Source organism: Bacillus methanolicus MGA3, assembly GCF_000724485.1.
GTDB lineage: Bacteria > Bacillota > Bacilli > Bacillales > Cytobacillaceae > Bacillus_Z > Bacillus_Z methanolicus_A.
The window spans coordinates 1870044-1896750 of record NZ_CP007739.1; the positions used below are offsets into that span (position 1 = coordinate 1870044).

A 26707-nucleotide genomic window follows, 5' to 3' on the forward strand; every position below is an offset into this window, starting at 1 on the left:
ACGTGAATTCACGTCCTTTTTACGCATGCATTTTTAAGTTATTGCATTGAGAGTTTCTCTTTTGCACCATGACTTTCACAATGAATAACAAAGGAAAACCAAGCGCGCATAATAAAGCTAAATAGGAAAAGACAATGGTCCCGTTATCATATCCATAGGTATTAAGCAGCATGCCGCCAAGCCACGGCCCGACCACTCCGCCCAGTCCGGAAAATCCCATCGCCCCGAAGTATGTTCCTTTTAAATGCGGCACCGCAATCTGATCCACAAATAAGTCTGTCATAGAAAACATCAACACTTCTCCGATTGTGAACAAGAAGGCACAGGCGAATAATAAGGGAACAGATTTCAACATACCAAAGCCAATTAATCCGAGGCTGACAATCAAAGTTCCGAACATGATGGAGACAAGCGGCGAGTATCTTTTTCCTACACGAGTGACCGGATATTGCACAACAAGAACGGTAATTGCATTCAATACGAGAACGTGCGAAAACAGCTCTATCCCGTCTTGAAAAACTGGTGCATTCGCAAAATACTGTGACAATGTAGAGGAGAACTGAGAATAACCTGCATTTCCTAAAATAATACCGATAAGCGCCAACAAAAATACGTTATCTTTACGCAGGACTTGAGCAGACTGCTTCATGGACACCCGTTCTTTTTGTACTGCCGGTATTTCCCCTATTTCATATTTCCTAAACTGAATAAGTAGAGAAATCATATATACCAAGTTCACTGCTGCAGCTATCAAAAACGGCATTGTTGACTTTGCACTTCCAAGCTGCAACCCGACCAGCGGACCAATTGCAACTCCGACATTAATGGCGGCATATCGTAAATTAAAAACTAACAATTTATTTTCTTGCTTTGTCATATCTGACAGCAATGCACGTGATGTCGGTTCAAAAAAGGATCGGCATACTCCGTTTAATGCATTCAGCAAAAAGAACCACGCTACATGATCCGCAAATGCAAACCCAACGAACACAAAAATCCATACAAAGATGGAAGCCATCATAATTCGCTTGCGGCCGTATTGATCAGATAAGTTTCCCCCGATAAAACCGCAAATGACTCCTATCAACGCGCTAACCGCGATCATCATCCCTGTCAACGCAGGCGAAACACCCTTTGTTGCCGTCAAATAAATGGCCAAAAACGGCATGCTCATAGAGCTTGCCAATCTTGCAAACAAGGTTCCAATAATAATGTTCCATCCGATTGAGTGGATGGATGCTAACTTGCTGCTCAAACCATCACCAACTTTCTTACTAATAAGTACAAAAAAGAAATAATTATCTAAAAATATAAAAATTATCTTCTGATTATAAATGAAATCTGGTTCTGGTGCAAAAAGATCGAATTGATTACAATTAATTAATAAACCTTGGACATGATACTATTACTCTAACAAAAATGCATGGTCAGTATGGAAACAAGAAGTTTGTTTAAGTTGATGTATACTTCTAGCTAACATAATACTGATTAGTGGTAGCCAAGAACGTCCCTTTTGTAACCGCCTGATAACTACACTGAATCTCACCTCTGCATTTTACTATTTCTTTTAACTCCTATACTCCTCGAATCAAATTATTTTTCCTTTTAGAAATTTCTTACCTTCTTCTACTAATCTGCCCTTTAAGTGCAATAAAAAAAGCCGCCAATTATAGCAGCTGGATCTCAACTCTTGCGCCCGATTGTGGAAGATCCTTATTATATAGAAATCAAAATTTTAGTACTATCTCTTATTTTCCTATCGAACCCGTTCGTATTTTGAAATCTAAACCAATGCCTGCTCCCTTTAAATTAAATAAGCTAATCTACGTTCTTGAAACTTTTATACCAAGTTACCGCTTTTCGTTCAATTTCTAATACTAGCTGTTCCTTCCCTTTGATGTACGATGCAATATCGTAAGGAAATAGTTGGGACAATTCCTCTTTTAAGTCTCCATACTTTTTCACAACATCTTGATGTGCACGTAAGTAATCTCGAAATGCAAGATGACGTTCAATGTCAGGATTGCCTAATTCGTAAAAGTGCACATGATGATTCCGATTATTTTCTCCTTTTTGGAAGTATCGACGTCCGATTATCCCGTTTTCACCCTTTAGTTCATAACCTATTAAAATCATTGCTGCGTTAAACTCATCGATCCGATTAGTGTCTCTAACTACAGGCATTATGTCAATAATAGGCTTTGCCTTTAAACCGTTTACAGAGGTACTGCCGATATGATGAATTTCTATGATTTCAGGCCCGAATATATCATGTAATTTATTGGATTCGTCTTCGAACTTCAATGTCCATTGCTCATCATATGGCTTCACTTCTACTCTCCTCATGAGAACCTCACTTTTGATTATCTCCCAAAAAGGGTTTTGATATTGAAATAATCCATGACCAATTTCCTTTTCTAATTTCTATTTTCTAGCTTAATACTCCATTTATAATATGCCCCAAAAATAAATCAGACGCTTTCCTACAGGAATGCGCCCTTTAATGGAACAATTAATCTTATTACAAAATTTTTCAAGGTAATAGTATTGATTTTACATTCTTTTTGATTGACTCCTCATATTACTTGCAAAGACTGATCCTGCTTCCCCCTACTCATTTCACGATTTTCTTTTAAATGTTTTAATTGTGCAACAATCATAAAACTAACAATTACAAGCAATAACCAAGAGCTAACTTTCCCAATATGGACAATTTCCCATTGTTGTTGTTGGTTTGGGTATCGCCAAGCTCCAAAAAATGTTGCAATATTTTCAGCAATCCAAATGAAAAAGCCAATTAATACAAATGATAATGACAAAGGCATCGCATACGTACGTTTTTTGACTGTAAAATATACAAATGTTCGATAGAAGATGAGAAAGGTCATTATTTTTAATATCCAGCGAAAATCGAAAATAAAATGGTGGGTGAAGAAATTAAAATAGATTGCAGCGCTTAGTAGAACAACTCTCCAAGTAGGGGGCCAATTTACAAGTCTCAATTCTAGCCTTCTCCATGCTTGGCACATATAACTTGCTACACTGGCATACATGAAGCCACTATACAAAGGGACGCCAAAAAACTTTGTAATGGCTTCCTCAGGATAACTCCATGAACCCATATGTACTTTATAAAGCTCTAACGCTAGACCGATGAGGTGAAAGACTCCAATTACTTTCACTTCATCGAATGTTTCAAATTTGAACACGACCATCAGAATTTGTGTCAATAAACAAATATATAAAATTAAATCATACCGAGCGATAAAAGGCACTTCAACCATTTTTGTAATTGCAAGAGTAAGAAAAATAATAACAGGAAAAAGACAAGATTTTGCTTGTTCATAACCAAAGTAGAATAATTGCTTCATCGTAACACCCTAACACCAGTTAATTATTTTTGTTCTTAGTTATATACTAAACTGCACTTCGCTTAATAACAATTATTTTAGATTTTGTAAATTTATTAAAAAACTTTTTTCGTTAAATGAACCAATACACTCTAAAAGCGCAACTCTCGCTAAAGAATTGCGCCCGGTTGTTTAATAAGAATATTAATCTGATTTTGTTATAGTTCCTTGATGGAAGAACATTTGCCATCTCCTTCAATAAATTTCCAAATTGAACTACGTAAAGTATTTTTCATTCTTGTTTCATCTCTTACCCGATATGTGGTTAATACTACGTCTTCTGATAAAGGATATATTTCAAAATCAAAAAGAGTCATCTTCCTAACACTAAGCCCACCTTCGCTAACACAATCCTTTTTATACCAAACATTTCCCGAACTTCCGAATCCAAAAAACGTCTGCAAGTAATTGATCTAGTTTTGCTGGGTCTGTGCGAATTTTAGGTTCTAATAAATGTTGCTCTAATTCACAAATATGTTCTTTTAACGAAGATTGTTTTTCCATATTTATCCTCCATATATGCTAATTCCTTTTAGAGTATCTTTTTATATTTTAACCAGCAAAATACGCCCACAAAGCCAACGCACCAATTGAGACAGGAATAAGAGCAGTTAATAGCAAAATTACTTTTGCAATGAAAAATGATTTTTCTGCTATTTTTGTAAATAGTGCGAGTTCCGGATCCCAAATCCATTTCCAATTATCTTCTCGAAACCATCTCCACTTTTCAAGTTCCTTCTGATGTTCCAGCTCCGTATATTTAAACAAGACAAATAAGAAAAAGATTATTCCTGGAATTAGAAATAAAAATCCAACAACCAAAGCATCCATATTTCAATTCCTTCTTAATATTGTTATATTTGCTTTTTATACGTTTCCCAAGCCAACAAGGTTTCTATCCTTATTCAACTAGAGCTTCGATTTACTTTCTAATATTTCCTTCTCTTATTCCATTAAATGGCCCTTTAGTGAATAGCATAGATGGTTTTTTTAACAAATTTAATTTCTTTCAAATTTAATACTAGCCAATTTGAAAACCTGAATAAATGAAAAAAGGTATACGCACAATTAGATTTAAACATAGTTAGTAAAAGGTTATTTTAATCATCGAACATATTATTTGGATTTCTACGCATAATAATTTTCGGGTCTTACACTCATTTAAATTTACTAAGAATGATCACTCAAGTACAATCAGCAAATTATTTCTCAAATTTATGTTCGTGTATGCGCATTCATTCGGAAAATGTTAATTATTGCTTCTATGAATAGACTATCAAAATGAGGAGGATGTTTGTATGACAAACACTCAAAGTGCATTTTTTATGCCTTCAGTCAATCTATTTGGTGCAGGATCAGTTAATGAGGTTGGAACTCGATTAGCTGATCTTGGTGTGAAAAAAGCTTTATTAGTTACAGATGCTGGTCTTCACGGTTTAGGTCTTTCTGAAAAAATTTCCAGTATTATTCGTGCAGCTGGTGTGGAAGTATCCATTTTTCCAAAAGCCGAACCAAATCCAACCGATAAAAACGTCGCAGAAGGTTTAGAAGCGTATAACGCTGAAAACTGTGACAGCATTGTCACTCTGGGCGGCGGAAGTTCACATGATGCCGGAAAAGCCATTGCATTAGTAGCTGCTAATGGTGGAAAAATTCACGATTATGAAGGTGTCGATGTATCAAAAGAACCAATGGTCCCGCTAATTGCGATTAATACAACAGCTGGTACAGGCAGTGAATTAACTAAATTCACAATCATCACAGATACTGAACGCAAAGTGAAAATGGCCATTGTGGATAAACATGTAACACCTACACTTTCAATCAACGACCCAGAGCTAATGGTTGGAATGCCTCCGTCCTTAACTGCTGCTACTGGATTAGATGCATTAACTCATGCAATTGAAGCATATGTTTCAACTGGTGCTACTCCAATTACAGATGCACTTGCAATTCAGGCGATCAAAATCATTTCTAAATACTTGCCGCGTGCAGTTGCAAATGGAAAAGACATTGAAGCACGTGAACAAATGGCCTTCGCTCAATCATTAGCTGGCATGGCATTCAATAACGCGGGTTTAGGCTATGTTCATGCGATTGCACACCAATTAGGAGGATTCTACAACTTCCCTCATGGCGTTTGCAATGCGGTCCTTCTGCCATATGTATGTCGATTTAACTTAATTTCTAAAGTGGAACGTTATGCAGAAATCGCTGCTTTTCTTGGTGAAAATGTCGACGGTCTAAGTACGTACGATGCAGCTGAAAAAGCTATTAAAGCGATCGAAAGAATGGCTAAAGACCTTAACATTCCAAAAGGCTTTAAAGAACTAGGTGCTAAAGAAGAAGACATTGAGACTTTAGCTAAGAATGCGATGAAAGATGCATGTGCATTAACAAATCCTCGTAAACCTAAGTTAGAAGAAGTCATCCAAATTATTAAAAATGCGATGTAATTCGCCAAAGACGAAGAGGCTGTCCCACCTGTCAGTAAAACTGATTGTGGGACAGCCTTTTTTTACTAATGGGTGGTTCACCGTAACGTTGGATTTATTTGTTGCTCAACGATGCTTTTAGCAGCTTCTAAATCTTTAGCCTCGACTAATCGAATGGGTGTAATTTCCATTAGTTTTAATCATTCTTTCGAAATATCGTTGAACTGTGTACTCGCCCACAACATAATATGGTTTTGAAGCGTGTTTGAAAGGAGACGAGGAAATGTCTAATCATCTTCGTGCTGTCATGACTGGTTTGGATCCGGCATATGCAAAAAGGCTGGCTGATGCTTTTAATGTCTATTTAGCTAATCTTCATGTGACGCTAGTAAAAATACACAACTTTCACTGGAATGTTGTTGGTGTTGATTTCTTCGATTTTCATAAAGAATTAGATACGGTCTATGAAGAAATTAACAAGGAGATTGACCGAGTTGCGGAACGCATTAAAATGTTAGGGTTCTTTCCGCTTGGCTCAATGCAGGAATTTGTTCGCAATGCTACACTGCAGGAAGTACCAAGCATGCCTTATGATACATTAACGATTGCATATCTTGTTGCAAATGATTTTGCAGCAACCGCCCGTTATTTACATGAAGTAGACAAATTTGTAAAAGAAACCACGGACGAATTTACTATAAATCTCATTGCAGATGCATTGGCTTTCTTAGAAAAATATGTCTGGTTCTTCACAGCGTACTTAGAAAAAATGAACTACCCTCAAGTTCCAAAACAGTAAACAGTAGACGTTCAGAATAGCAATAACTTCCATTTTTAGCTTTTCGTTTTGAAATAGGGGTTACTTTTTTCATACTATGGTTAGTAAAAAAGTACAAAGAGAGGCATTTTGCCCATAAAATCGCCCTTTAATGGAGTGAATATGTTAGCTTTATAATTAAGTTAAGGGAGGTGTCTTTTTTCTTCTTTTTTCCAAAAACGGATGAACTTTCTTCTCAAATATTTTAATTCTAATATACGCATCTAAAAGACCAACTATTATAGTAACGAGTATCATACATACTCCCGTATTATCTTTCATAACAATTGGTTCAAGTACCCAAAAAACAAGTGATAAACTTATGGGTATAGTCACCCAAACCACAGACCGATAAATAATATTTTTGTAACTAAGTTAATTTAATGCGCCCAACGTTCGTACTTCCGATACATCCAAATGGGCACCATGCACCATATAATCTACCGCCTGATTGGCAGCTAGATTTTCAATTCAAGCACACGAAAAATAACTAAGCAAAAAATAACTAAAAATAAATCTACTCTTATCTTCCTTTTTTGGGGTAGGAGGAAAACCCGGGATATTTCACAACAGGCCATTTCTCCTTGCGTAGAGAATCGAGCAATTCTGATCCAACATTTAAGTTGCTTTGAACTAATTCTTTAGGAGTCAGTGCCATCCATTGATTCAGCGACACGTCTTCAAAGCGGTCGCTTTTGAACATCTCTAAAAACCATAACGTTTCGGTACCGGTGTTTTGAATATAGTGTCCAGTAGCAAAGGGTACATATCCGACATCACCAGCTCTATAATCAAATGTACGAGCTGCACCGTTTCCAGTAAATACAGTCATTCGCCCTTGCCCGGTAAGGTAATACTGCCACTCGTCGTTATTGGGATGCCAATGTAGTTCTCTCATTCCACCAGGCTCAATCTCAACGAGTGCTGCTGCGATTGTTTTTGAAATTGGGAAGTTAGAAGAGTCCACAATTCGTACGCTACCACCAGGCGTTTTGATTGGTGTTTGTTTCAACAGCTCGTGCTTGAAGGTTAAAGGAACTTCTCCGTAGGGTGACTGGACTTCCTGATTATCAAGCGAACTGGGTACCTCTCCCTGATAAATATAGACCTGATCTGAAGGAAGAGAGTTAAAAGCACTCTCTGGTACTCCGAAATTGGCCGACAGAACATCTTTTGGAGTATGTGCAAACCAGTCGGAGATGGATAAGGTGGAAAGATCGGAAAAGTTTCCGTCATCGAAGACGAGCAGAAATTCGCAATGTTCCAACCCTTGAATCGAATGTGGGATACCTGGAGGAAAGTACCAAAGATCGCCTGGGCCAACGTCGGCAATGAAATTTCGTCCTTCTTGGTCAACCGAGGTTATGCGTGCCCGTCCTAACAGCATATAAGACCATTCTGCTTGTTTATGCCAATGGAGTTCACGTACTCCGCCGGCCGTTAAGCTCATATTTACTCCAGCAAGGGTGGTCGCTATCGGAAGTTCCCTGGCGGTGATCTCCCGGGACCATCCCCCGTGATTTAATTTCATAGAAGTGTCTGAGAATGAGAATTTCAAGTTAGGAACCAAACCTGCATCTGTAATAGGTGGGACGAGCATATTCGGATTTTGAAGATCCCGCATAATATTACGCGGGCCGGAGTCAATCCCTCCAGCTCCATCACTTCGGATAGGTTGTGGTACATTTCCGCCCACTTGATTAATAGATCGGTTTTCCATCATTATGCTCCTCTTATATGGAATTATTCAGGGAAAATCCTTTATCATAGTGTATGACTTGGGCGTCGAATTGTTACTGTGCCTATTGAAACATAGGGTATTGAAGAAATGGTTATGGATTAAAAATTGTTGACAAAAAATAATTTTTATGTTATAATAATTAATTTTAATGTTGACTAATAAGGCGTTTGTGAGTATTATTGTATTGGCATTAGAAAATAATACTTTCTGGAGGAATTCTATGTTAGAGAAAAATAATATTAAAATGTTAGAGCTTACAATGAATTCTATGGGAGAGGCTAATGTCATTTATCCTACCTTAATATGGGATGAAGAGAATATGATTTTAGTTGATACAGGTTTCCCTGGACAATTAAATGATATCCGTGAATGTATTGAAAAAGCAGGTGTTTCTTTTGAAAAACTTAATAAAATATTCATAACACATCAAGATATAGATCATATTGGGAGTTTACCAATAATTTTAGATGAATCACAAAATAAAATAGATGTATATGCTAGTGCAATTGAAAAACCATTTATTCAAGGTGAAAAAATGATTCTGAAAATTACACCTGAAGCGATATCCAAAGCTTTGGAATCCTTACCACCTGAAATACCAGAAGATTTCCGTAATGCGTTCAAATTTAGATTAGAAAATCCACCAAAAGCGAAAGTAGACCATGTTATTAGTGGAGGAGAAGAGTTACCCTTTTGTGGTGGAATTATCGTGATAGATACACCTGGCCATACCCCAGGACATTTAAGTTTTTATCATAAAGCAAGTAAAACTCTAATAGCTGGAGATGCATTAATTGTAAAAAATAGAAAATTATATCCATCTGATCCAAAATATACATTGGATATTGAAAAATCAATTAAATCAATCGAATTATTATCAACATTCGAAATAGAAAAAATTATTTGTTACCATGGTGGTTTATTTGATGACAATGTTCATGAACGTTTGCTTGAGATTATAAAACATTAATTCAATCAAATTAAGTTAGTAATGTTTTGGCGTAATCCCAGAATTTGTAAGGAAAACAACGAATGAATTTTCGATTGATCTCATTGCAAATGCATTAGCTTTCTTAGAAATATATGTCTGGTTCTTCACGCCATACTTAGAAAAAATGAATTACCCTCAAGAACCAAAACAATAAACAATCGAGTAGGAGGGGGTGACTAACCCCCGACCTCTCACACCACCGTACGTACCGTTCGGTATACGGCGGTTCAATAAAGTCACTCATTACCTATATATTTTCTAAACCATGCTATTGTTTTCCTGACTGCTTCCCTATGTTCGGTCACTTGAAACGGAAATGCTTTTGCAAATTTTTCATGGTTGACAATAAATGGTTTATTGTACATATACATCATTTCCTTGAATTCCTTCATATTTTTATCAAAAAACCCAAGAAAATTGACTATTAATGAATTGGCTACACGATAGGTTGGCTTTTTGCCAATTTCATCGCCAACCATTTCAATTATTTCTCTCGAAGATACTGTAGGAGCAGCTGGAATATGCCACACTTGGCCATAGGATTGATCATTTTCTGACAAGGTTACAAGACCCCGTGCAAAATCTTCAATGAAAATATGAGTATGAGGGAGATCAATGTTTCCGATTACCTCAGCTTTCTTCCCCAATAATAGATTTCCAATTACCCTGCTTCCTAATGTCGCCACTAAAGCTCTTGGACCGAAAAAAATCCGGGCCTCTTCCGATTACTGCCTTAATCTTTCCTTGTTGATGACTGTTAAGAAGGGTTTCAGCTACCTGAGCCCGCACCTTTGTTTTAACTCCAATTGGCTTATAAGAAAGATCTTCATGATATTCGCCAGTTGCCGGACCATAAGCATACAGATTATCTGCATAAATTATTTTCGCTCCTGAAAAAGCTGCCGCTTCGATCAATCCATTCATCATCGTTGGCAAATGATCGGACCATTCTGAATACGGTAACCCTGCACAATGAAAAAATTTTTCTGCATCTTTGCAAATGTCTTTTGTAAAATTTCGGTCACGTGCGTCACCTTTGATCAATTCTACCCCTTGTGGAATATCTGCTTTTCCGGACCGGTTAATGACTTTAACTTTTTGACCACGGTTCAAAAACTCCCGTAAAACGGCCATTCCTAACGGACCTGTTCCAAAAATATAATTCATTTCTCTCCCTCACCTTTCTTATCCGGGATTTACAAACAGCAAGGATAAAAAAACGGCCTCATTTTGACACAACATTTCAGCGGTCTATGCTTGAATTTGGCTTTTTTTGTTTTTCGAATTTTTGAAGAAGCTGAATAGAACGGAAATTAATAATATTCCAAAAACAAAGATTGTAACGCCTTTTGCCCCAAAAGAATTTGCCACATTGCCGAGAATAATTCCTATTACTCCAAAATCACTGTCTGAGAACGTTGTGTTTGCAAAACCCAAATCTCCTAAAACCGGAAGCAAAAAGACTGGAAGAAAAGTAATTAGTAGTCCGTTTGCAAACGAACCAATCGTTGCCCCGCGGATTCCGCCCGTTGCATTTCCGAATACACCGGCAGTTGCTCCGGTAAAGAAGTGAGGGACTATTCCTGGCAAAACAATAACAGCCCCTAGTGATCCAAGAATAATCATTCCTGTAATCCCGCCAAGAAAACTACAGAAAAAACCTATTAAAACTGCATTTGGTGCATAAGGGAATAAGATCGGGCAGTCAAGAGCCGGTTTTGAGTTTGGCACTAACTTGCTTGAGATGCCTTTAAAGGCAGGAACGATTTCTGCTAAAACAAGACGTACACCTGAAAGGATGACAAATACACCTGCTGCAAACGTAACAGCTTGAATGACCGAGAATACAAGATAATGAGTCCCATTGCTCAGTTCTTTTTCAACATAGGATGGTCCTGCAAAAAGAGCGATAATTACATAAAAGATCGTCATCGTTAGAGCAATCGTTACAGATGTATCGCGTAAGAATCCAAGTCCCTTTGGAAAATTAATATTTTCCGTAGAGCGTGAACCTTTTCCGACAACCTTGCCGATCATAGCTGACAGGACATAACCAAACGTTGAAAAATGGCCGAAACCAACTTGGTCATTTCCGACAATTTTTCTCATAAATGGCTGGGCCATAGCTGGAAAAATAGCCATAATTAAACCAAGTGCAATCGAACCAATAACTATAAGTGATATCCCTTTTAAACCCGATAAAAAAAGAATGGTGGCAATCATACAAGCCATATATAATGTGTGGTGGCCAGTTAAAAAGATATATTTAAATCTGGTAAACCGGGCAACTAAAATGTTAGCCAGCATCCCAAAAAACATGATGAGAGCTGAAGCAGATCCATATTTCGTCAATGCCATAGCAACAATTGCTTCATTAACTGGCACAACACCGTTAACATGAAAGGCTTTCTGAAACATTTTTCCAAATGGTTCAAGTGAACCAACAAGTATTCCGGCTCCAGCCGCTATTACAAGAAATCCGAGGAACGATTTGGTTGTTCCTTTTACAATTTCATTTGCCGGCTTTTTCTGAAGAACGAGGCCAATTAATGATATTAATGCTATTAGAATTGCTGGCTGTCTTAAAATGTCCATCATCATTTTAAGAAATCTTTCACCCATCACCTGTTTCCCCTCTCTATTCCTTAAAGCACCCCTCTTTCTTGCAGTGCTTCCTTCAGTTTTTCACGAAGTTCTTCCATATCAATAATGCTGTCAATAACAACAACATTACCTAAGTGGGCAGCTCCTTCGGCAATATCTTTTGCCGCAATAAACAAATCTGCCATATCGGGTGTGGCAGAGCTTAAATCGGAATGGCTGACTTCTATACCCGAAACCCCAAGTTCATTAAGGATTTCTTTAACATTCATCTCTAACATAAAACTGCTTCCCAGGCCTGAGCCGCATACTGCTAAAATCTTCATTATGATTCCTCCTAATTTCATCCTTCTCTAAGAACTATTAATTATGTAATATTTGAATATTCATTAATGAGGCCGAGAACCCCTTCAACGTCAGTAAATTCTTTCAATTTTTGTACATTTTCTTTTTTGCTTAACATTTTAGTTAATTGAGAAAGTGCTTTTAAGTGTGTGGAATGATCAATTGCTGCAATACAGAATAATAATGAAACAGGATACTTTTCATCATTCAAAAAATGCACTGGATGTTCAAGTTTCAAAAAACTCATCCCAACTTTGTTCACTCCCATTTCAGGACGTGCATGTGGGATCGCAATTTCCTGGCCGATAATTACATATGGACCCATTGTCTTCACATTATTGATCATGGCATCTATATATGAAGGTTCAATCACCCCTTTCAAAAGTAATGGTTTGGCTGTTTCTTTTATCGCTTCTTCCCAGTCGGTTAACTGATTTGCAAATTGAATTGTCTCTTTCGTTAATAATTCACTTAACATTGGTCATTTCCCCCTTGAATCCATATGCCTTATAATGAATGGTCAATTGGTTTGTCTTATTGTCAAATAAATGGCATTTTTCCAATGGTTGAATAAACCCATTAGTCAATTTACTATATTGCCCAATGCCAAAAAGATGATGATCAAGTTCGTTCACTAAGATGGTGTCATTATTGGCCTTACTAGATTGATTTAATTATACAGCTAATTTGTATACTTTTTGAAGCATATTTATTCCACCGAACGTTAGGCGGCTATGGCAGCCTATTTTTTGTTTTCTATTTGTTTAACATCTCCATGCATTTTTGTTGACTCTATTAAACATCAAATCTATAATTAAAGTAATAAATGGTAATTTTTTAAAATAATGTATATAAAAGGAGGGACCAACAATGAAATCAACCGGTGTTGTAAGGAAAGTGGACGAACTTGGACGTATTGTTATTCCGAAAGAGCTGCGCAATACTTTCGATATCAAAGAAAAAGACCCACTTGAGATTTTCGTAGAGGAAGACAAGATTATTTTGAAGAAGTACAGCCCATACCGGGCTTGCATGATTACTGGGGAAGTTTCTGATCATAATATTTCTCTTGCTGATGGAAAAATTGTTTTAAGCCCTGAAGGTGCTCAAATGCTCCTTCATGATTTACAACAATTACTTAATGACAGACAATTTCAAGGGACTGACTCATAAGGGTCTGACTCCCTCCTGCAATGACTATTAATAGAATTGTTTTTATAAATATATTGGGGTCTGACCCTTTGATTAAGAGTCAGACCCTTCAACATTTGTTTTCACTAGTCTAGTTCAAACATTTTCTACGGCCAATAGGTTTCCCCGATTGCCAATACTTTTAGCAAATTTTTATCTAGCTTCAGTCTGTCCCACTCTTTTTGCATCCGCTCAAGTGCTTCCGGTCCGGTATCATCGGCAAGACGGTAAGCTCCGTAGTGCATTGGGATAAACACTTTGCCTTTCAACTCGAGAAATGCTTTGATCGCATCTTCCGGGTTTATGTGTGAAACAGACATAAACCATTCCGGTTCATAGGCACCGATCGGCATTAAAACAATATCAATCTCGAATCGATCTGCAATTTCTTGAAAGCCTCTGAAATAACCGGTATCTCCGGCAAAATAAACGGAGCGGCCCTCATTTTCTATCACCCAGCCGCCCCAATGAGAAGTGTTAGTATCACAAAGTGATCGTCTTGTCCAATGCTGAGCAGGAACAAATGATAATGACAGAGTTCTATCCGAAAATGTATCCCACCAGTTGGCTTCAATGACATTTTTATACCCTCTTCGAGTAAAAGCAGATTTTAAGCCGATCGGGACGTAAAAGACAGGTGAACCTTTCAGTTTGCGGATCGAACCGAAATCAAGATGATCATAATGGCCATGCGATATGACAACAATATCAATCTCTGGCAATTTGGCAATTGGAATTCCCGGTTCTGTTAATCGTTTTTGGAAGCCCATCCATTTTGCCCAAACCGGGTCGGTTAAAATATTAAGCCCATTCATTTGAATAAAAAAAGTTGAATGGCCAATCCATGTAATCGACATTTTTGTCCGATTTTGCTGTAGTTTCTCAATTTCTTTTTTTGGTGCCTGAGGAATTTGGACCGACAAATCCTTTTTCTTCGCCCGCCGCTCTCTTGACCAGCGCCACAAATCTGAAAATGACTTTGTCGTTTGTACATGATCATAATTTTGATAGCGGACCCTTTTCATCGTGTGTCTCCTCTTAAACTTACATTGTTTTTCTAAATATCTACCAATATATTAAAACTGCAAATCTCTTTTGACAAAATCAACGCTTCATGTAACGGATGAGATTCTTTCAAATTATTTGTTTTATGTGGAGAAAGTTGTTGTCTCTAAAAAAGGGCGCACTATTTTTAAAATAATGCCGCCCTAATATTATGGTAATAATTAACTTTCACTTTTACTTAACTTTCCCGTTACTGCCCTGCGCTGTTTCACGTTTACAGAACTGTCAGCAGCACTTCTTAACGGAATTTCCTTTAAAAAGAAAGTCAGCAGCACTGCTAGCAGCATGGTAAACGTTACAAAAAGGAAAACTCCTGAAAGTGCGTACGTTAAGGCTTCCTGCAACGAATGGATAATGTTTTCAAAAAGTGGAACCACTTCTTTCGGAAGCATGCTTTTCACTTGGCCTAATTTTTCGTGGTCCAGTAACAACCTAGGATTTTGTAATGATTTCATTTTGCCTGCGAGTTCTGGTGAAACAGCCATATGATTTGTTTCATTGTTTTGCGTCATCGTTTCCATCTTATCCTTCATACGAGAATTCAATAATGTACCCATGATCGCAACTCCAACCGTTCCCCCAACTGAACGGAACAGCTGAGATGAGGCCGTTGCCACCCCAAGCAAGCTCTGATCTACCGCATTTTGAACGGTCAATGTAAAAACAGTCAATCCAATCCCTAGTCCAAACCCGACCAGAATGAGGTATGACACAAGCGTATATTGTGAAGTGCTCATATCCATTGTCGAAAGCAAATATAATCCTAAACTCGAAATACATAGGCCTACAATGGCTTGAATTTTGTATTTTCCTGTTCTCGTAATGATTTGACCTCCGATGGCACTTGCAAATACAAGCCCCAAGGTCATCGTCATTGTTAGAAAGCTAGAGTGTGTGGCAGAAAAACCAAGTACACCTTGAATAAAGTAAGGAACGTACATAACTCCGCCAAACATCGACACCCCAATTACAAAACAGATCGCATTAGAGATGGTAAAAATGTCATTCTTGAACAAGTTCAGAGGCAAGATTGGACTTTTGGCTTTTCTTTCAAACAGGATAAAAATGATAAGGCAAATAATCGCCCCTCCGAACAGTCCAAGTATTTGCCAAGAATCCCAATCATATTTTGTTCCAGCCCAGGAAAAACCGAGCAAAGCGAACACGATCGTTGCGGTTAATATGAGAGAACCCACATAATCAACGCTCTCACCGGATTTTTTTTGAACTTTAGGGAACAATTTCCAAATGAGTGCAAGAGCAACAATTCCAAGCGGCAAGAATACCCAGAAAACCCATTTCCACTCAAGATTATCAACAATATAGCCTCCAAGTGTCGGTCCAAAGACACTAGATATCCCAAATGCGGCACTCATCGCCCCTTGCCATCTTCCACGTTCTCTCGGTGCAAACAAATCTCCAACCGCAGTAAACGCTGTTGACATGATCATTCCGGCACCCATTCCTTGAATACCCCGGTATGTAATCAATTGAAAAATGGTAGATGACGTTCCGGCAAGAAAGGCACCGATTGAAAAAATGATGATTCCAATAAGAAGAAATGGCTTTCTTCCATACATATCGGACAGTTTTCCAACTAAAATCGTCGTAATGGAACTTGTAAGCATATAAATAGTAAAAACCCAACTGTAATAATCAAGTCCTCCCAATTCGGAAATGATTTTTGGCAAAGCATTGCCGACGATCGTCTGATTAACAGCAGCAAAAAACATCGCTGCAATAACCGCAATCATAATGGCGATTTTTTCCTTATGACTTAAATGCTCCATCCAGTATTCCACCCCAATTTCTTTTGCCTATGATTTATAAGCAATAATATTGCCAATATTCTTTTAATATATGAATATTTCACTTTGTTAAGTATTAGTAAATATAATTCCTTATTTCTAACTTGTCAATAAAAAAATCCATCCAGTATTAAATTGGATGGATTTCCCTTATAGTTTTAATTTTGGTCTGCTGGAAATACGATGCCAATTTGTTTACGTGCTTCGTCCATCACTTCCATCACGGCTAATGAATTCGCTAATGAATTTGTTGAAGATTCTATTTCTCCTTTTTGAATTAATCTGATAAATTCTTTTGTTTCATAATACATTGAATGTCTCTGGGGCTGGGAAATGTCTTCGATCGTTCCGTCCCTATAATGGATTTTCACATTTTTCGGTGTATCTATTTTATCAATAATGATGCTTCCATTTTCACCTTGTATTTCAGACGGAATAAATGAATCAGTGATTTTTGAAAACATGATGACTGCTTCTTTGTCTTCATATTTCATAAGGATGCTTCCTTCTCCATCGACTCCCGATTCAAGAATAAGCCCGTTCGCCTTTACACTGAGCGGTTTTCCAAACAGAACAATGGCGGAATATATGCAGTAAACGCCAATATCCATTAATGCTCCGTTTGAAAAAGCCGGATTGAATGCATTAAGAATCGTGCCTTGTTTATAAGCATCATAGCGGGAAGAATACTGGCAGAAATTTACAAAAAACCTGCGGATTGTTCCAATCTTATGTAAGTTTTCTTGAATCGCTTTAAAGTTCGGAAGGAGAGTCGATTTTAATGCTTCCATTAATAAGACGTTGTTAGCCTTTGCTGCCTCAACCATTTTTTTCACTTCCGCCGCATTCGATGCCATCGGTTTTTCACACAGCACATGTTTCCCTTCATTCATATAAATAATCGCTTGTTCAGCATGAAATGAATTTGGACTTGCAATGTAGACGGCATCAATATGATTGCTTTTCGCCATCTCTTTGTGATCCGTGAATGTGTATTGTGCTCCATGCTTTGAAGCAAATTCATCGGCCCGTTCTTTTGTTCTTGAATAAACAGCCGTTAATGCAAAATCATCTATTTCTTTTGCTCCCTTTAGAAATTCATCAGTGATCCAGTTCGTTCCGATAACCCCAAATCGTATCAAAATGTTTCCCCCTTTAAATGAAGTCAAAAATGGTTCATCTGAAAAATTTTTCAACTTCATAGTAACAGTATGACAGTGATTTTTCCATATAAAAGGGTGCCTTCATCTTGAGAATTATCCATCTCTCAAAATGATTCGGCAATCACTACAAACAAAAAAAGCTTCGGATTTCCCGGAGCCTTTCTATTGTAAGTATATTTTATGATCTTTTTCAGAAATCCACCAGTTGCTTGGTGTGGTTTCCACATCAGATGACACGTGCATTCATAAGCAAATTGAGAACCTATCGATTTCTTTGTTTCCTATCGAGGGAAACGTTTTTATCTTTATAATAGTATTAAAGGTATGTGAAAAGTGCCTTAGTTCCAGCGGCCGGATTTAGACATTTCTAACAGCGCCCAAATTAAGTGAAACATAAACATTGCAATTGTGATCGGAACGAGCATTAATAAATTTTTGCCGTATTTTTCTTTTATTTCTGCTACATAGTAACCGCAAAAAAACAAAACTACCATTGCAGCAACCAGCATAAATGTATAAACGAAGTACATGCTTTATGCCTCCCTAATAACTGATCCTATGGGACGGGAAAATAGTTCTTTTACTTTGTTTTATTAGGGTAAATCCCCATGCCTATTCTTCCCTGATTGCCATTATAAGTAAGGAATACATTTAAGTAAAGGCATTCATTCCTGGATTTAACATAGTTCATACATTTGTCAAAATTTGTTCAATAACTTTTAAAAAATGTGAATGGGTCAGTCCCCTCCTAAGGACAAACATATAGAAAACCATTCTATCTATTGTCATTGTTGAAGGGAGTCAGACCCTTATCAGTCAGCCCCGTCATTTTTTTCTGTTCTATTGAAGGCTTAATTCAATGCCCACTTCCGGATTGCTTTAGCTACGCCGGCTTCTTCATTTGTTTCAGTTATATAATCGGCTGCTTCTTTGACGATATCCTGGGCATTTCCCATTGCAATTCCCAAACCTGCTTCTTTTATCATTGCAATATCGTTTAAACTGTCGCCGCATGCCATTACATGATCCATTGAAATACCTAGAAAATCGCATACTTTGCGAATCGCTTTTGCTTTGTTAATACCAATTGGATTAACTTCGATGTTGGTGTGGCTTGAATTGCTTATTTCGAATTTGCCCATTGCTTTCAATTCGTTTAAAATTATTTCACGGACATTGTCATCTTCTACATCAAAGCCGAATTTCAGCCATTTTGATGCGGCAATCTGCTCAGGGCTAAGCTCCCTGCTGTAAACTTTGTCTGTACTTACAGCCCAAAAGTATGTTTTATATGTTTGTGAAAGGTCCCATAGCCACTTGATCAATTCGGAATCAATTAAGTTTCTTTCAACAATTTCGCCGTCAGGCCCCCAAATTTCACTTCCGTTCACCGTAATGAGATAAGAAGATAGTTCCAGCGACTGGGCGTAGTCGCGGCATGTCAACAAACTTCTTCCCGTACTGAGCACAACATGAATTCCTTTTTCCATTGCTTCTTTTATTGCTTCTCGATTCTCTTCAGGCACTTCACACTTTTCATTAAGCAAAGTCCCATCCATATCAAGTGCAATCAACTTAATATCCAAATCTTTCTCTCCCATATTTCTGCCTCCCGCCATTTGTTCGTTCTGTACTGGATTCAAATGATAATCCTTCAAAAATTAAAAAGAATGGCAATTGATCTCTTCAATCATTCTTTATTGTACACCATTTTATATGCAAAAAAATGTTTCTGCATTTTTCCGCACTTGGCGAAACACGTCTGTGACCGGAATTTTTTTGATTTTCGCTATTTGCTTCACGGATTCTGCCATCATTGCCGGATGAGTCATTTTACCTTTAAAAGGGCCTTCAAACGGCCATGGACCATCCGTTTCAATCATGATTCGTTCCAGCGGATAAGCATTAACTATCTGTTGAATCTCTTGTTCATAAACAACATCAGGCGTTACGGAAATAAAATAACCATTGGCGATCATTCTCTCAATCGTTTTGCCGTCGCCTTTAAACCAATGAAAATGAACTTTTTCTATCGAATGCTTTTCAAGCAGATCACAGGCCATTGGCGCATCGTCATATACAGCATGCAAAACAATCGGTTTTTCCCACTCTTTCGCCAATTTAATAAACTGTTCCAAAAGTTCGATATACTGTCCGAATTGGTATGGTGTAACTTTCTGTTCACTTCGCAAATAATAAGGGAGTCCTACCTCACCTACGGCAGTCATCTCTCTTTTGTGATCATTCATCCAGCATACAAGTTTTTCAATCTCGTTTTCATTGGGAAGCGGCTGCTCCGGATGAAAACCGAAAGCAGGTTTGACTTTGTCGTATTTTTCCGAAAGCAGGAGATTGGTTTTGCATGATTCGAGATGGAATGACACAGAAATAAGCGCTTCAAGAAACGCTGAGTTTTCAATGATTTCTTTCATTTCAACTTTTTCATAAAGGTCAAGATGAATATGGGCATCAATCATTTTTTCCATCACGGCTGCTCCCCCTGCAATGTGTAGAAAACCTCCCTTTTCCATTTTAGAAAATCGTCTGTAAGCATTATTCTTTCATCTCGTGGCCGAGAAAAAGGAATTTGAAATTCAGCTTTCACTTTCGCCGGTTTATTTGACAGTACGATGATCCTATCAGATAAAAACAACGCTTCATCAATGTTATGAGTTACAAATAATATCGTTTTTCGGTTTTCCTCCCAGATCGACAGAAGCCATTTTTGCATGTTAAGCCTTGTCAGTTCATCAAGCGCCGAAAACGGTTCATCAAGGCAAATCAAGGATTGGGGGCTTAATAAAGCGCGTATGAAGGCAACCCTCTGCTTCATACCGCCGGATAGTTCATGAGGATATGAATTCAAATAAGGAGCTAATCCTGCTTTCTCCAGCATTTCCTTTGCTTTTTCTTTGTCCGGTTTCCCTTTTAATTCTTGGCTGAGCACTGTGTTTTCTAGAACGGTTCTCCACGGAAAAAGCGACGGGGTTTGCGGCATATAGCTGATTTCTCCCCTTTTGCCATTGATCGTTTTATTTTCAAGCTGTATCGTTCCCTCATCAGGTTCGATGATTCCGCCGATCATATGAAAAATCGTGCTTTTCCCGCTGCCCGACGGACCGATGATTGAAACAAATTCTTCTTTTTCCACTTGAAAGGAAAGATCCCGAATAATATCGTTTGTGCCAAATCGTTTTGAAACTTCTTTTACATTCAGATGACTCATCTTTGATCATCTCCCTTCCCCTGCCAACGGACCATTCGCCGTTCAGCCAAAACGATCAGCAGGAAAAACAGCAGGCTTAGGAACATGATTGTAAAAATCGCGACAAATACACGGTCAGTGCGGAACGAGGAGGATGCAAGCGTCATGTAAACGCCAATCCCTTTATCTGCGCCAAGCCATTCGGAAATGACTGCCCCCATGACACTATATGTCGCAGAGATTTTTAATCCGGAAAATATCGACGGAAGCGAATACGGCCACTCCAGTTTCCAAAAAAGCTGCTGTTTCGTGGCACCAGCCATCATCATGTAATGCTTGAGTTCCTGTGGAGTTTGCCTGAAACCGTCCAGAGCAGCGACTGTGATTGGGAAAAAACAGACAAGCGTGATAACGATGATTTTAGGCAGCAATCCGAACCCAAACCAGATAACAAGTAGCGGCGCGAGTACAATAATCGGTATATTTTGCGATAAAATGAGCAGCGGATAAACAGACGACCGAAGGAATGAAACAAGATGCAAAATGATGGCCGTGAGAATGCCAACTCCTGTCCCTACTGCAAAGCCGAGAAGTGCGATTTTAATCGTTGACAATGCGTCTGGATAAAATTCGGACCAGCCAGCTGCGCCTTCTGCCACAATTTTAGATGGAGCAGGAAGAAGCCATTCAGGAGTTCCAGCCAATCTTACTCCTGCTTCCCAAATGAGAAAGAAAAGGAGGAGAACCAGTAGCGGTCTCCATCCTTTTATGATTGCTTCTCTCATTGCCGGTACTTCTCCGTCAGTTGATTCATTGAAATTCCCTCTGGCTGATATAAAATTTTTACTTGAGAGATGACATTTTTGCTGCCCATTTCAATCATCCGGTCATTCATATCTTTGATCACTTTTAATAGCTGGTCCAGTTCGCCTTCCATTGTTGTTTCGAGAGGGTGCACCTCATATTGAACCCCTGATTCATGAATAACCTTTATCGCTTCATCCACATACGGAATCACATCTTCCCCGTCTTTTGTCTTTGGCAAAATTTGAATACTTACCAGCGCGCTAGCCATTTTGTTACCTCCCTATTTCGGCAAAAATTCATTGGTGAAAGCTTTTTTGGCATCAAGCTTTTTGTCCAATAAACCATTTTCATACATCCAGGACGCATAATTTTCCCATACTTCAAGCTTTTGTTCGCCCCATCTTGGCGCATCAGCCTGATATTTTGATGCCAGCCATTCTTGGCTCTTTTTCACAAGTTTTGGATCGAGATCTGGCTCCGCTTTAATTAAAATATCTGCTGCTTCATTTGGGTGTTTAATTGCAAATTGATAGCCCTTTGAGGCAGCTCGAACAAATGCTTTTACAATCTCAGGTTTTTTCGAAATCATTTGTTCGCTTGTGGTTAATACTGGTGTGTAATAGTCGAGCTTTTTGGAGTAATCGGTTAAATACACCATATTCAATTTCTCGCCGCGAAGCTCTGCTTCAATACCTGTCCATCCATAATAAATCCAGGCAAAATCAATGTTCTTTTTCACAGCGGTAAAGAAATCTGTTTGTCCTATGTTCACAAACTTTACCTTCTTAACATCAGCATTTTCTTTTTTCATTAACGAGCTGATCACCGATTTTTCTACTGGTGAGCCCCAGCCGCCGTAAGTCTTTCCTTCGAAATCCTTTGGTGATTTGATATTTTTTTCAACCGGCGATGCAAATCCGGAAGTGTTGTGCTGTATGATCGCTGCAATCGACACGATCGGAACTCCTTGGATGCGCGCCTGTGTAATTCCTTCCTGGTAGCCGACACCAAATTCAGCTTTTCCGGATGCCACAAGCTGATCAGCTCCAGTCTCACCCGGCTTCACGATGTTAACATCAAGTCCTTCCTGTTTGAAGTAGCCTTTTTCTTTCGCTACATATAATCCGGTATGATTTGTGTTCGGTGTCCAATCAAGCACGACCGAAACTTTTTGCAGTGATTTTTGTTTTTTGTCTGACGATGCAGCGTTCTTTGATGAAGAGTCATTCTTTGCTGTGCTGCATCCCGTTAAGAGCATGGCTGAAAAAAGCAAAGCAAGCCATTTTTTCATTTATGCTTCCCCCTTATGTAATTTTATTAGCATGCCCGGGCGTAAAATAAAAGCGCCCAGGTCAGAACCTGAGCGTGCAAACGAACAATCATTTAATCTGTAAAAAAAATCATGTTCCCTACGCTGGTCTGAACCAGTTCAGGTTCTAAGGGTCATCATCTTACGGATGAAATCTCAACCGGCAACACCGATCCCCCTACATTTCTTGCTATGAAATTATTAATGCCAAAACAATTATAGCAGATCAATAGAAATGGGGCCAGGCCCCCTTTTTGCTTTAAAGCGGTAATATGTTGCAGGAGCAGTCATCGTTGCGGTTAACAATATGACATTTGTCATCTGATTTTTATGACATTTCTGACTAAAAAATGGATTTCCGGCATTATACAATGAAATCAGAAATTAGGAGGTGCTGCTTGATATGAATGAAATAGTGAGTGTAAAAAATGTAACTAAAACCTTTCATAATAAAACAGCAGTGAATGATGTATCCTTTTCCATCAGGAAAGGTGAGGTTGTAGCAATTCTTGGCCCGAACGGCGCTGGGAAAACAACGACCATCTCAATGATGCTGGGGCTGTTAAAGCCAACTTCAGGAGAAATTCGTTTATTTGGCCTGCTCCCGCAGGAAAAAAGCGTCCGTGAGAAAATTGGCACAATGCTGCAGGAAGTCAGTGTCATAGAGGGCTTAAAGGTAAAGGAATTGCTGGAATTAATCCGAAGTTATTATCCTCATCCGCTGCCATTACAGGAACTCATTACGTTAACCGGGTTGACGGAACAGGACCTAAAAACAATGGCAGAAAAGTTATCTGGCGGACAGAAGCGCCGGCTGAACTTTGCCTTAGCGCTTGCCGGAAATCCAGAGCTTATTATTTTTGACGAGCCGACAGTTGGGATGGATATTACATCAAGAAATCGATTTTGGCAAACAGTTGAAAAACTCGCCGGCCAAGGGAAGACCATTATTTTTACAACCCATTATCTTCAAGAAGCGGATGATGTCGCACAGCGAATCTTGCTGTTTAATGAAGGCAGGATTATTGCGGACGGAACACCATCCGAAATAAAATCACGGATTTCAAAGAAGTCTGTTTCTTTTGTAGTCGATCCAGCAAAGTCTCTCGAAAGTTTGTATAAACATCCTGTCATCGACAATATTTTTCGGAAAGATGGCCGGGTTATTGTCCAAACCGATGACACCGATAAAGTATTAGAACTTCTTTTTCTAGAGAAAATCGGAGCTCGTGATATCGAAATTGAACGTGGAAAGCTGGAAGAGGCATTTGAAGAACTAACCGCCGAACATAAGGAGGCAATAAAATAATGAAGGTACTACTATTACAATGCAAAACAGAGATATTAAGGGTATTGCGGAATCGTTACTTCCTTTTTTGGTCATTGGCGATGCCAATTGTTTTCTATTACATTTTTACAAATGTCGTGAATACGAATGTACCCGACAAAGCCCTTTGGCAAGCACATTATTTAATGTCGATGACGGTTTTTAGTGTCATGGGTTCTTCGATGATGACGCTCGGCATACGCATCGTTCAAGAACGATCCAAAGGCTGGTCCAAGTTTATCCGCATTACACCGCTATCTGACAGCGTTTATTTTGCCGCGCAAATGATCGGCCAAAGCGTCATACATGTTCTTTCAATTACAGTTATTTTTACGGCCGGAGCCATTATCAATAGCGTTTCCTTAACTCCAATTGAATGGATCATGAGCGGCATTTGGATTTTAATTGGCTCGGCACCTTTTTTAGCATTAGGTACATTAATCGGCTTAATGAAAAAAGTAGAAACGGCAGCCGCCATCAGCAATGTACTTTATATGGTATTAGCAGTTTCCGGCGGATTGTGGATGCCTCTAGAAATTATGCCAAAATTGATGCAAAACATTGGAAAATGGCTGCCTTCGTATAATTTTGGCAACGGTGCGTGGGAAATTGTTCGCGGGGGAATGCCTGAGTGGAAGAATTTTCTGATATTAGTATCCTATTTGTTCCTGTTCATGATACTATCTAAATATATTAGAAGAAAACAAGAAGCGGTGTGAGAAAGGTATGCTTAACTTTAAGGGCAGACAAATTTCGATTTTTCCAAGGCGGTATGGCTTTTTTCCTTATATCTTTCTTATTTATATCTTGTTTCCAATCTATTATTTAATGAGTGAAACAAGGTTGAAACAGGTGATTGGCTATGGAATGGTCTGCCTTTTTTTAGTAACATACCGCCAGCTGTATTTTGCGGCTGAAAGACTGAGCTTTTCCACCTGGCTTGCTCTGCAGCTGTTGATCATTTTCATTTTCAGCATGTTCTATAACCTAAATTTTTTGTTTTTAGGTTTTTTTCCGGCAAATTTTATCGGCTGGTACAAAGACAAAAGGATGTTTAAGTGGGGAATCATCAGTTTAATTTTCGTTGAATTAGTTCCTTTGTGTTATCATTTGATTTTTTCTAAGCTTGACATTTCAACAAAAGAATTACTTTATTTTGTTCCATTTTTGATCATTATGTTCATCTCGCCTTATGGGATCCGTTCCATGAATAAACGAATGGAACTGGAGAAACAGCTCGATCAAGCCAACCAGCAAATTAAAGAATTGGTGAAGCGCGAGGAACGGCTGCGCATTGCCCGCGACCTTCATGATACGCTCGGTCATACGTTGTCTCTCCTTACATTAAAAAGCCAGCTTGTCCAAAGGTTAACGGCGATTGATCCAGAGCGAGCCCGGATCGAGGCAAAGGAAATGGAGGTCACCTCCCGTGCTGCACTAAAACAAGTGCGCGAGCTTGTTTCCGACATGAGAGCTGCCACCATTGCGGAAGAACTTTTGCAAATCCAACAATTTTTAAAAGCCGCGGGAATTGATTATCATTACAATGGGGAAGACGATTTTGCAGAGATTTCCCCTTTTACGCAAAACATCATGAGTTTGTGTTTGCGAGAAGCAGCAACGAATGTCGTAAAGCACAGCCGCGCAAAAAATTGCTTCATTTCCATTTATCGGACTTCTGATCATTTTAAAGTGATCATAAAGGACGATGGCATTGGTATGGCTGATCATCATTCTTATGGAAATGGGTTAAATGGAATCAAAGAACGGCTTGATCTAATTGACGGGACTCTTTTTCTTTTTAATCATAACGGAACCGTACTGGAAATGACCGTCCCGATTATACAGAAAGCTGAGAAAGAAGGTGCGGCATTATGATACGCCTTTTTATTGCCGAAGATCAGCGGATGCTTCTCGGAGCATTGGGGTCATTGCTCGATCTTGAAGACGATATGAAAGTAATCGGCCAAGCATTGAATGGAGAGGAAGCCCTTCATTCCATTCTGTCGCTTAAGCCTGATGTGTGTCTAATAGATATTGAGATGCCGGTGAAAAACGGGCTAGAAGTCGCGGAAGAATTGGCCAAACGCTCAGTTTCCTGCAAAGTGATCATTCTAACAACTTTTGCCCGTCCCGGTTATTTTGAACGGGCGCTGAAAATCGGGGTTCATGGTTATTTACTGAAGGATGGTTCAATCGAGGAACTGGCTGATGCCATTCGAAAAGTAATGGCCGGAAAGCGAGTTTTCAGTCCAGAGCTAACGTTTGATGCAATCCGGGAAGAAAACCCGCTCAGCCAAAGAGAACAGGAAATTTTGCGGCTGGCTGCTGAAGGAAAAACCACAAAAGAAATTACGGCCATGCTCTATTTATCATCGGGAACAGTCCGAAACTATATCTCTGAAATCATTCAAAAATTGAATGCAAAAAACCGAATGGATGCAGTCAGTATTGCTAAGAAAAAAGGGTGGATTTAGGCTAATGATTCATAT

Annotated in this window: 28 protein-coding genes, 1 pseudogene and 1 riboswitch; of the genes and pseudogenes, 8 read left to right on the top strand and 21 right to left on the bottom strand. The window is 38.7% G+C overall.

From position 1 onward, the window contains the following. Positions 1-19 precede the first annotated feature (19 nt). From BMMGA3_RS09010 to BMMGA3_RS09030, 5 genes and pseudogenes are all read right to left on the bottom strand, one after another. Complete coding sequence (locus BMMGA3_RS09010) at positions 20-1255, bottom strand: MDR family MFS transporter (RefSeq protein ID WP_004434574.1); 1236 nt, start codon at positions 1253-1255, stop codon at positions 20-22. 563 nt (positions 1256-1818) lie between these two features. Then, positions 1819-2346 carry a GrpB family protein gene (locus BMMGA3_RS09015; RefSeq protein ID WP_034669214.1) on the bottom strand — a complete coding sequence of 176 codons (528 nt, stop codon included), beginning with the start codon at positions 2344-2346 and terminating at the stop codon, positions 1819-1821. A 230-nt stretch (positions 2347-2576) separates the two neighbouring features. Continuing rightward, positions 2577-3371, bottom strand: a complete 795-nt coding sequence (locus tag BMMGA3_RS09020) for a DUF817 domain-containing protein (RefSeq protein ID WP_004434580.1) — start codon at positions 3369-3371, stop codon at positions 2577-2579. A 183-nt stretch (positions 3372-3554) separates the two neighbouring features. Continuing rightward, positions 3555-3914, bottom strand: a pseudogene (locus BMMGA3_RS09025) (DUF4440 domain-containing protein). A gap of 48 nt (positions 3915-3962) precedes the next feature. Beyond that, positions 3963-4241: a hypothetical protein gene (locus tag BMMGA3_RS09030; protein ID WP_004434599.1), complete on the bottom strand. Its 279-nt coding sequence runs from the start codon at positions 4239-4241 to the stop codon at positions 3963-3965. Positions 4242-4708: 467 nt separating this feature from the next. Here BMMGA3_RS09030 and BMMGA3_RS09035 point away from each other — a divergent pair, with 467 nt between their 5' ends. Both BMMGA3_RS09035 and BMMGA3_RS09040 read left to right on the top strand, forming a co-directional pair. Then, the gene (locus BMMGA3_RS09035) at positions 4709-5866 is read left to right on the top strand and encodes an iron-containing alcohol dehydrogenase (RefSeq protein WP_004434602.1); all 1158 of its coding nucleotides are present in this window, start codon (positions 4709-4711) and stop codon (positions 5864-5866) included. Positions 5867-6128: 262 nt separating this feature from the next. Continuing rightward, positions 6129-6644: a Dps family protein gene (locus tag BMMGA3_RS09040; protein ID WP_004434604.1), complete on the top strand. Its 516-nt coding sequence runs from the start codon at positions 6129-6131 to the stop codon at positions 6642-6644. A gap of 541 nt (positions 6645-7185) precedes the next feature. On the opposite strand, the gene BMMGA3_RS09045 is transcribed toward BMMGA3_RS09040, so the two are convergent. Further along, positions 7186-8382, bottom strand: coding sequence for an oxalate decarboxylase family bicupin (locus BMMGA3_RS09045; protein WP_004434606.1), 1197 nt, complete (start codon positions 8380-8382; stop codon positions 7186-7188). A gap of 241 nt (positions 8383-8623) precedes the next feature. On the opposite strand from BMMGA3_RS09045, the gene BMMGA3_RS09050 reads away from it, so the two are divergent. Continuing rightward, the gene (locus tag BMMGA3_RS09050; RefSeq protein WP_004434608.1) at positions 8624-9373 is read left to right on the top strand and encodes an MBL fold metallo-hydrolase; all 750 of its coding nucleotides are present in this window, start codon (positions 8624-8626) and stop codon (positions 9371-9373) included. Positions 9374-9630: 257 nt separating this feature from the next. On the opposite strand, the gene BMMGA3_RS16805 is transcribed toward BMMGA3_RS09050, so the two are convergent. From BMMGA3_RS16805 to BMMGA3_RS09070, 5 genes are all read right to left on the bottom strand, one after another. Beyond that, positions 9631-10041, bottom strand: coding sequence for a Rossmann-fold NAD(P)-binding domain-containing protein (locus BMMGA3_RS16805; RefSeq protein WP_050943018.1), 411 nt, complete (start codon positions 10039-10041; stop codon positions 9631-9633). Next, positions 10025-10561: an NAD-dependent epimerase/dehydratase family protein gene (locus BMMGA3_RS16810; RefSeq protein ID WP_050943019.1), complete on the bottom strand. Its 537-nt coding sequence runs from the start codon at positions 10559-10561 to the stop codon at positions 10025-10027. The genes BMMGA3_RS16805 and BMMGA3_RS16810 overlap by 17 nt, the downstream gene beginning before the upstream one ends. Before the next feature lie 84 nt (positions 10562-10645). Further along, positions 10646-12016, bottom strand: coding sequence for a PTS ascorbate transporter subunit IIC (locus BMMGA3_RS09060; protein ID WP_004434610.1), 1371 nt, complete (start codon positions 12014-12016; stop codon positions 10646-10648). Positions 12017-12039: 23 nt separating this feature from the next. Beyond that, a complete protein-coding gene (locus BMMGA3_RS09065; RefSeq protein WP_004434612.1) occupies positions 12040-12321 on the bottom strand; it encodes a PTS sugar transporter subunit IIB in 282 nt (93 codons plus the stop codon). 41 nt (positions 12322-12362) lie between these two features. Continuing rightward, a complete protein-coding gene (locus tag BMMGA3_RS09070) occupies positions 12363-12818 on the bottom strand; it encodes a PTS sugar transporter subunit IIA (RefSeq protein ID WP_004434613.1) in 456 nt (151 codons plus the stop codon). Between the two features lie 392 nt (positions 12819-13210). On the opposite strand from BMMGA3_RS09070, the gene BMMGA3_RS09075 reads away from it, so the two are divergent. Beyond that, positions 13211-13513 (top strand): AbrB/MazE/SpoVT family DNA-binding domain-containing protein, encoded by a 303-nt coding sequence (locus BMMGA3_RS09075; RefSeq protein ID WP_004434614.1) that lies wholly within the window; start codon positions 13211-13213, stop codon positions 13511-13513. Between the two features lie 125 nt (positions 13514-13638). Here the strand turns inward: BMMGA3_RS09075 and BMMGA3_RS09080 are convergent, their stop codons facing one another. The 10 genes from BMMGA3_RS09080 to BMMGA3_RS09125 all read right to left on the bottom strand — a co-directional run bounded on the left by BMMGA3_RS09080 (position 13639) and on the right by BMMGA3_RS09125 (position 22870). Next, complete coding sequence (locus BMMGA3_RS09080; RefSeq protein WP_004434615.1) at positions 13639-14556, bottom strand: MBL fold metallo-hydrolase; 918 nt, start codon at positions 14554-14556, stop codon at positions 13639-13641. 201 nt (positions 14557-14757) lie between these two features. Continuing rightward, positions 14758-16386: an MDR family MFS transporter gene (locus BMMGA3_RS09085; protein ID WP_004434617.1), complete on the bottom strand. Its 1629-nt coding sequence runs from the start codon at positions 16384-16386 to the stop codon at positions 14758-14760. A gap of 176 nt (positions 16387-16562) precedes the next feature. Further along, positions 16563-17546 (bottom strand): Gfo/Idh/MocA family protein, encoded by a 984-nt coding sequence (locus BMMGA3_RS09090; RefSeq protein ID WP_004434620.1) that lies wholly within the window; start codon positions 17544-17546, stop codon positions 16563-16565. Positions 17547-17905: 359 nt separating this feature from the next. Beyond that, the gene (locus BMMGA3_RS09095; protein ID WP_004434623.1) at positions 17906-18097 is read right to left on the bottom strand and encodes a hypothetical protein; all 192 of its coding nucleotides are present in this window, start codon (positions 18095-18097) and stop codon (positions 17906-17908) included. A 321-nt stretch (positions 18098-18418) separates the two neighbouring features. After that, positions 18419-19168, bottom strand: a complete 750-nt coding sequence (locus BMMGA3_RS09100; RefSeq protein ID WP_004434626.1) for a Cof-type HAD-IIB family hydrolase — start codon at positions 19166-19168, stop codon at positions 18419-18421. Positions 19169-19279: 111 nt separating this feature from the next. Continuing rightward, the gene (locus BMMGA3_RS09105) at positions 19280-20053 is read right to left on the bottom strand and encodes a TatD family hydrolase (RefSeq protein WP_004434627.1); all 774 of its coding nucleotides are present in this window, start codon (positions 20051-20053) and stop codon (positions 19280-19282) included. Further along, positions 20053-20793, bottom strand: a complete 741-nt coding sequence (locus BMMGA3_RS09110) for an ABC transporter ATP-binding protein (protein WP_004434630.1) — start codon at positions 20791-20793, stop codon at positions 20053-20055. The genes BMMGA3_RS09105 and BMMGA3_RS09110 overlap by 1 nt, the downstream gene beginning before the upstream one ends. After that, entirely contained in the window at positions 20790-21557 is a 768-nt protein-coding gene (locus BMMGA3_RS09115) for an ABC transporter permease (RefSeq protein ID WP_004434637.1), read from the bottom strand. The genes BMMGA3_RS09110 and BMMGA3_RS09115 overlap by 4 nt, the downstream gene beginning before the upstream one ends. After that, a complete protein-coding gene (locus tag BMMGA3_RS09120; protein ID WP_004434638.1) occupies positions 21554-21847 on the bottom strand; it encodes a thiamine-binding protein in 294 nt (97 codons plus the stop codon). Before BMMGA3_RS09120 ends, BMMGA3_RS09115 begins: the two co-directional genes overlap by 4 nt. Positions 21848-21859: 12 nt before the next feature. Further along, positions 21860-22870 (bottom strand): ABC transporter substrate-binding protein, encoded by a 1011-nt coding sequence (locus BMMGA3_RS09125; RefSeq protein WP_004434641.1) that lies wholly within the window; start codon positions 22868-22870, stop codon positions 21860-21862. 98 nt (positions 22871-22968) lie between these two features. After that, positions 22969-23078: riboswitch (TPP riboswitch) on the bottom strand. 213 nt (positions 23079-23291) lie between these two features. On the opposite strand from BMMGA3_RS09125, the gene BMMGA3_RS09130 reads away from it, so the two are divergent. From BMMGA3_RS09130 to BMMGA3_RS09145, 4 genes are read left to right on the top strand one after another with little or no spacing between them, the layout of a single operon-like run. After that, positions 23292-24197 carry an ABC transporter ATP-binding protein gene (locus BMMGA3_RS09130; RefSeq protein ID WP_004434643.1) on the top strand — a complete coding sequence of 302 codons (906 nt, stop codon included), beginning with the start codon at positions 23292-23294 and terminating at the stop codon, positions 24195-24197. Continuing rightward, the gene (locus BMMGA3_RS09135; protein WP_004434645.1) at positions 24197-24934 is read left to right on the top strand and encodes an ABC transporter permease; all 738 of its coding nucleotides are present in this window, start codon (positions 24197-24199) and stop codon (positions 24932-24934) included. The genes BMMGA3_RS09130 and BMMGA3_RS09135 overlap by 1 nt, the downstream gene beginning before the upstream one ends. A 7-nt stretch (positions 24935-24941) precedes the next feature. Continuing rightward, positions 24942-26093: a sensor histidine kinase gene (locus BMMGA3_RS09140; protein ID WP_004434647.1), complete on the top strand. Its 1152-nt coding sequence runs from the start codon at positions 24942-24944 to the stop codon at positions 26091-26093. Beyond that, entirely contained in the window at positions 26090-26692 is a 603-nt protein-coding gene (locus BMMGA3_RS09145) for a response regulator transcription factor (protein ID WP_004434650.1), read from the top strand. The genes BMMGA3_RS09140 and BMMGA3_RS09145 overlap by 4 nt, the downstream gene beginning before the upstream one ends. The last annotated feature ends 15 nt before the right edge of the window (positions 26693-26707 follow it).